This window comes from Streptomyces sp. NPDC037271 (genome assembly GCF_055603605.1).
Genome location: NZ_JBVJVN010000034.1, coordinates 1 through 6,223 on the forward strand (window position 1 = coordinate 1; position 6,223 = coordinate 6,223).

Annotated in this window: 7 protein-coding genes and 1 rRNA gene; all 8 read left to right on the forward strand. The window is 70.7% G+C overall.

Annotated features, from left to right (window positions below; translation table 11 throughout):
- Positions 1–92, forward strand: a 5S ribosomal RNA gene (gene rrf / locus ACZ7G3_RS33670); the annotation flags it as partial.
- A 63-nt stretch (positions 93–155) separates the two neighbouring features.
- Positions 156–812, forward strand: coding sequence for an HAD family hydrolase (locus ACZ7G3_RS33675; RefSeq protein WP_470930290.1), 657 nt, complete (start codon positions 156–158; stop codon positions 810–812).
- 94 nt (positions 813–906) lie between these two features.
- The gene (locus tag ACZ7G3_RS33680) at positions 907–2,079 is read left to right on the forward strand and encodes an acetoin utilization protein AcuC (protein WP_470930291.1); all 1,173 of its coding nucleotides are present in this window, start codon (positions 907–909) and stop codon (positions 2,077–2,079) included.
- Positions 2,080–2,265: 186 nt separating this feature from the next.
- Positions 2,266–3,081, forward strand: a complete 816-nt coding sequence (locus tag ACZ7G3_RS33685; RefSeq protein WP_470930293.1) for a phosphatase — start codon at positions 2,266–2,268, stop codon at positions 3,079–3,081.
- A 130-nt stretch (positions 3,082–3,211) separates the two neighbouring features.
- Positions 3,212–3,424, forward strand: coding sequence for a helix-turn-helix domain-containing protein (locus ACZ7G3_RS33690; protein ID WP_004984898.1), 213 nt, complete (start codon positions 3,212–3,214; stop codon positions 3,422–3,424).
- Between the two features lie 171 nt (positions 3,425–3,595).
- Positions 3,596–3,694: a 30S ribosomal protein bS22 gene (locus ACZ7G3_RS33695; RefSeq protein WP_003948845.1), complete on the forward strand. Its 99-nt coding sequence runs from the start codon at positions 3,596–3,598 to the stop codon at positions 3,692–3,694.
- A 221-nt stretch (positions 3,695–3,915) separates the two neighbouring features.
- A complete protein-coding gene (locus ACZ7G3_RS33700) occupies positions 3,916–4,977 on the forward strand; it encodes an NAD-dependent epimerase/dehydratase family protein (RefSeq protein WP_470930295.1) in 1,062 nt (353 codons plus the stop codon).
- Positions 4,978–4,991: 14 nt separating this feature from the next.
- Positions 4,992–6,110: a lysophospholipid acyltransferase family protein gene (locus tag ACZ7G3_RS33705; protein WP_470930297.1), complete on the forward strand. Its 1,119-nt coding sequence runs from the start codon at positions 4,992–4,994 to the stop codon at positions 6,108–6,110.
- Positions 6,111–6,223: the final 113 nt, after the last annotated feature.

The window sequence follows — 6,223 nt, forward strand, 5'->3', positions numbered from 1 at the left end:
CGCCCGGTTACATTTCGAACCCGGAAGCTAAGCCTTACAGCGCCGATGGTACTGCAGGGGGGACCCTGTGGGAGAGTAGGACGCCGCCGAACAATTATTGCGAGGAAACCCCGCACCGGGAACGGTGCGGGGTTTTCTGCGTTTACTGTCTCTGTATGCGCTACGACCTGGTTATCTTCGACAACGACGGCGTCCTCGTCGACAGCGAGCCGATCTCCAATCAGCTCCTGGCCGGCTATCTGACCGAGCTGGGACACCCGACGTCGTACGACGACTCCCTGAGGGACTACATGGGCGCCGCCATGCACCGGGTCCACGACCTCATCCTGGAGCGGACGGGGCGGCGACTGCCCGCGGACTTCGACGACGTGTTCCATCGGCGGGTGTTCGCGGCCTTCGAACGGGACTTGGAGCCCGTGCCCGGCGCTGTCGGCGTGCTGGAGAAGCTCGCGGCGGACGGGGTGGCGTACTGCGTCGCCTCTTCCGGGAGTCATGAACGCATTCGGGTGGGGCACCGGAAGACCGGGCTGGACCGGTGGTTCGACGACGAGCGGATCTTCAGTTCCCAGGACGTGGGGCGGGGAAAGCCGGCACCGGACCTCTTCCTGTACGCGGCCGAGCGGATGGGGGCCGCTCCGGAGCGGTGTGCGGTGATCGAGGACAGCCCGCTCGGCGTGCGGGCGGCAGTCGCGGCCGGGATGGACGTGTACGGTTTCACCGCGTTGACACCGGCGGCCAGGCTGACCGGGGCCACTCGGCTCTTCGGCGACATGGGGGAGCTGACCGACGTGCTGATGTGCCGGCAAAGCTGATCTGGGGCTGGGGCTGGGGCTGGGGCTGTGTGTGCTGGTGCCGCAGGCGTTCGCGGCGCGTTCCGGGCTCGACCGGACCGATACGGTGGCGGGCATGAGCGGCCGCGCACAGCTGATGTGGGACGAGGCAGTAACGGGCTATGACTTCGGCCCGGAGCATCCGATGGATCCGGTCCGGCTCGCCCTGACGCGAGGACTGGTCGGTGCCCTGGGGCTCGACCGGGAGGCCGAGGTCGTCGCGGCGCCGGCGGCCGGGGAGTCGACGCTGCGGCTCGTCCACCGGGAGGACTACATCGACGCGGTGAAGGCGGCGTCGGCGGATCCCGGTTCGGCGGACGGCGCGTACGGACTCGGGACGATCGACGATCCCGCCTTCACGGGGATGCACGAGGCGTCCGCGCTGATCGCCGGGCAGTCGGTGGGTGCGGCGGAGGCGGTGTGGCGCGGGGACGCGCTGCACGCCGTGAACTTCGCGGGCGGGCTGCACCATGCGATGCCGGGCGCGGCCTCGGGGTTCTGCGTGTACAACGACGCGGCGCTGGCGATCGCGCGGCTCCTGGAGCTGGGGGCCGAGCGGGTCGCGTACGTCGATGTCGACGTGCATCACGGGGACGGGGTGCAGGCCGCGTTCTGGGAGGATCCGCGGGTCCTGACCGTGTCGCTGCACGAGCACCCGCGGACGCTGTTCCCGCAGACCGGGTGGCCGGAGGAGACGGGGGCGGACCGCGCGGAGGGGTCGGCGGTGAACGTCGCGTTGCCGGCGGGGACCGGGGACGCCGGGTGGCTGCGGGCGTTCCACGCGGTGGTGCCCGAGGTGATCGCGGACTTCCGGCCGCAGGTGCTGGTGACGCAGCACGGCGCCGACACGCACTTCGAGGACCCGCTCGCGCACCTGGCGGTGTCGCTGGACGCGCAACGGGCGGTGCAGGTGGCGTGTCATGAGCTGGCACACGAGTACGCCGAGGGGCGGTGGGTGGCGCTGGGGGGTGGCGGGTACGCCGTGGTGGACGTGGTGCCGCGGTCGTGGACGCATCTGGTGGGGATCGCGGCGGGGCGGCCGGTGGAGCCCGAGACGGTCATTCCGGAGGGGTGGCGGCAGGACGTGTTCGCACGGACGCGGCAGCTCGGGCCGATGCGGATGACCGACGGCCGGTGGCCGGTGTCCTGGGCATCGTGGGAGGCGGGGTACGACCCCGCGGACCGGTTGGACCAGGCGGTACTGGCGGCTCGGCGGGCGGTGTTTCCGTTGCGCGGGCTGCTCGCGTGACGGCGCCCGCGGGCGCAGGGTGCCGGTGCCGGGGTGTGCGTGGTGCCCGCGGCTGGGGCGGCGTACGACTGGCCGCAGCTGTGCGGGGTGGGACTGCTCTCGGGTGTCGCGGGGCGTTACGCCGACCGTGGGTCGATTCCCGCGTTCCTCGCTCCGGGGGCGGGCGGACGCGGCAGCATCGGGCTCGTGCTGACCCGTGGAGCTCTTCGGGCTCATCTTCTGGACGTCCGTCTTGCCGGGCCCGTGGCGACTTCACGGGAGGCGAGTCTGCGGAGTTACCGGCTGTTCGCCGCCCGGGATCCGAGGGTGCTGATCGGAATCGACCCGGAAGGGGACTGGGGGCAGCGGGAGCTGCTCGGGCTGATGGCGGAGAGGTGCGGGGTCTCGGCCGATCCGCACGACACTTCGGGCCAGGACGTGATTGATCCCGATCGGACACTGGCGGCTCTGGACGCCTTCGCCGATCGGCTCGCCGTGGTCGCTCAGCGTCGCGGCCCGGTCTTCCTCGGCACCGGGCACCCCCATCGACTGCTCGGTTTCTACGCCGCCTTGGCCGACGCGCTGTCGGCGGCGGGATGTGCTGTCCTCACCCCGGCGCAGGGTCGCCGTGTCGACATAACGACCCGGTTCGGTCTACGCACGTACAACCTCGACTACGTCCGGGGAGTCGCGTTGGTGCGGGAACCCGCCGCCGGGCACGCCGGTGGTGAGCCCGGCGCACACACGCATTCACCGCTCCCGGTTCGTACCGCGCTGGCCGCCGCGGCCGAGGCCGGCGGGCCGCTTCCCGAGTTGGTGATCGGGGACCACGGATGGGTCTGCGGAGCAGGTCAGCTGGGGTTCGAGGCCATCGGTCCGGCCGATACGGACGATCCCGCGCTCTTCGTGGGGCAGGCAGAGGGGTCCGTGTCCGTCGTCGTTCCGCTTGATGACGCTGTGCGGTCTGAGTACTACCGGCCGCTTACCCGCTACGTACTCAATCGAGCGTGTCTGTCACGGTAGGGGAGCTGTGGGGTGCACCTCTTCCCCATTCGCATCACCCGCCCCTACATTGGGGAGTGAGCACGCAACGACGAAGAGTCACCGGAAGGGGAAGCCGGTGGCCGTCGAGTGCGGAAGGTTCAGGTGTGTCATGGCTGCAGCTGGCGAAAGGCCTCTGAACGAGGTTCAGTTCCTGACCGTGGCGGAGGTCGCCTCGGTGATGCGCGTGTCCAAGATGACCGTGTACCGGTTGGTGCACAGCGGTCATCTGCCCGCGATCCGGGTGGGACGGTCGTTCCGCGTCCCGGAGCAAGCGGTTCACGAGTACCTCCGTGAGAGCTATGTGGGGGTGGAAACGGCCTGACGGCGGCCCGGGGAGGCTCTCAGGGCTCGTCAGGGCCTCTCCCGGCCTCCGGGACCTCCCTCGGCACCTCGATTACGACCTCAGCGCTCGGGCGGGTAGGCTAGCCCCTCGTAGGTCGTGTGGGCCCATGGCGCCCAACAACCGAGTGATGAGAAGTGAGCGAGGGTAGTCGTGGGCTCTGTTATCAAGAAGCGGCGCAAGCGGATGGCCAAGAAGAAGCACCGCAAGCTGCTCAAGCGCACGCGCGTTCAGCGTCGCAACAAGAAGTAAGCGACGCTGCGCCGTCAGCGTGGTCTGTGGCCCCCCACCGCATCCGGTGGGGGGCCACAGTCGTATCCCGGGTGCGAGGCTTCGGGCGCGGGGCACGGCCGCGCGTTTTCCGTCACTTGCTGCATCCGGCGGTCATCACAGCGCAACACCGACCGGCTAAGTTGGCCGGCGGACGGGGAACGCGGCAGGGTACGCAGTAGGGCGGAAGGAAGGCGCTGGTCTTGGGCAAGGTCGTGCTCGTCACCGGAGTGGCCCGTCAGCTGGGGGGCCGGTTCGTGCGGCGCATCCAGCGTGATCCCGACGTGGACCGGGTCGTGGGGGTGGACGCCGTCACGCCGGAGCACCATCTGGGCGGCGCGGACTTCGTCCAGGCCGACATCCGGCAGTCGGCCATCGGGCGGGTGCTCGCCGAGACGGGCGCCGACACGGTCGTCCACATGGACGTCACGGGTACGCCGCTGGGCGGCGGCAGCCGGACGTCGGTCAAGGAGACCAACGTCATCGGCACGATGCAGCTGCTCGGCGCCTGCCAGAAGTCGCCGACCGTGCGGCGGCTCGTGGTGAAGTCCAGTACGAACGTGTACGGGTCCGCGCCGCGCGACCCGGCCGTCTGCACCGAGACCACCGCGCCCAAGTCCCTGCCCAGCGGCGGCTTCGCCAAGGACGCGGTCGAGGTCGAGGGGTACGTACGGGGCTTCGCGCGCCGTCGGCCGGACGTCGCGGTGACCGTGCTGCGGTTCGCCAACATCCTCGGTCCGGGGGCGGAGACGCCGCTCGCCTCCTACTTCGGGCTGCCGGTGCTGCCGACGGTGTTCGGCTACGACCCGCGGCTGCAGTTCGTGCACGAGGACGACGTGATCGAGGTGCTGCGGCTCTCCTCGCACGAGCCGCGGCGGGGCACGCTGAACAGCGGCACCTTCAACATCGCCGGCGACGGTGTCCTGACGCTTTCCCAGTGCTCGCGCCGGCTGGGCCGCCCGACGGTGCCGCTGCTGCTGCCCGCGGTCACCTGGGCGGGATCGCTCGTGCGTACGCTGGGGATGACGGACTTCTCCCCCGAGCAGATCCGGCTGCTCACCCACGGGCGGGTGGTGGACACCACGCAGATGCGCGAGACCCTGGGTTTCCGGCCGAAGTACTCGACGGCCGGGGCGTTCGCGGACTTCGCGCGCGGCCGCGGTGCGGGTCTGCTGCCGCCCGAGGCCCTCGCGGGGGCCGTCGACCGGATCGCGGAGCTGTCCCTGCGGGGCAGTGGCCACCTCCCGACGCAGAGCGCCAACTGAGGAGCGCATCAACGATGGCGGACGCCAAGGTCATTCCGTTCGACGACGACCGGTCGCGGGGGAGCGGCGGGAGCGGCGGGAACGCGGCGCAGCGCCCGCCGCGGCGCCGCGGCGGGGGGAGCCGGCGCAAGGGCACGGCGGAGTCCGTGCCGGTACGTGAGGTGCAGCCCCTGCCGGTGCGAGGGCCCGCGCCGGACGACGTCCCCGTGACGTCCGAGTCGTCCGGGGTGCCGGAGCCGGAGTCTTCTCAGGGGCCGCATCCTCAGGGGCCGGGTCCACAGGGGTCGGACGGCGGTGGCCTGGAGCGGCGTATCGCGGGCGGTCTGGCGTTCCTGCGCCGCCGCCTCACCGGCGACTACGAGGTCGACGACTTCGGCTACGACGCCGAGCTCACCGACCAGGTGCTGATGTCCATGCTGCGCCCGGTGTACGAGAAGTACTTCCGGGTCGAGGTGAAGGGCGTGGAGAACATCCCGGCCGAGGGCGGTGCGCTGATCGTCGCCAACCACTCCGGGACACTGCCGCTGGACGGGCTGATGATGCAGGTCGCCGTGCACGACCATCATCCGGCGGACCGGCATCTGCGTCTGCTGGCGGCCGACCTGGTCTTCGTGCTGCCGGTGGTCAACGAGCTGGCCCGCAAGCTCGGCCACACGCTGGCCTGTGCGGAGGACGCCGAACGGCTGCTCGGTCAGGGCGAGCTGGTCGGGGTGATGCCGGAGGGGTTCAAGGGCATCGGCAAGCCGTTCGGTGAGCGCTACAAGCTCCAGCGCTTCGGGCGCGGCGGTTTCGTGTCCACGGCACTGCGGCAGGGGGCGCCGATCATTCCGTGCTCGATCGTCGGCGCGGAGGAGATCTACCCGATGATCGGCAACGCCAAGACGCTGGCGCGGCTGCTGGGCTTTCCGTACTTCCCGCTGACGCCGACCTTCCCGTGGCTGGGGCCGCTGGGTGCGGTGCCCCTGCCGACGAAGTGGACGATCCAGTTCGGCGAGCCGATCCCGACGGACGGCTATCCGGCGGAGGCCGCCGAGGATCCGATGCTGATGTTCAATCTGACCGACCAGGTGCGGGAGCAGATTCAGCACACGCTCTACAAGCTGCTGGTGCAGCGGCGGTCGGTGTTCTTCTGAGGTACGCCGTTCTTCTGCGGTAAGGCGGGGGGGGGGGGGGGGGGGGGGGGGGGGGGGGGGGGGGGGGGAAAAGGAGGAGGCGCGAGATGGCCGCGGCGTCTCTCCTTTTGTGG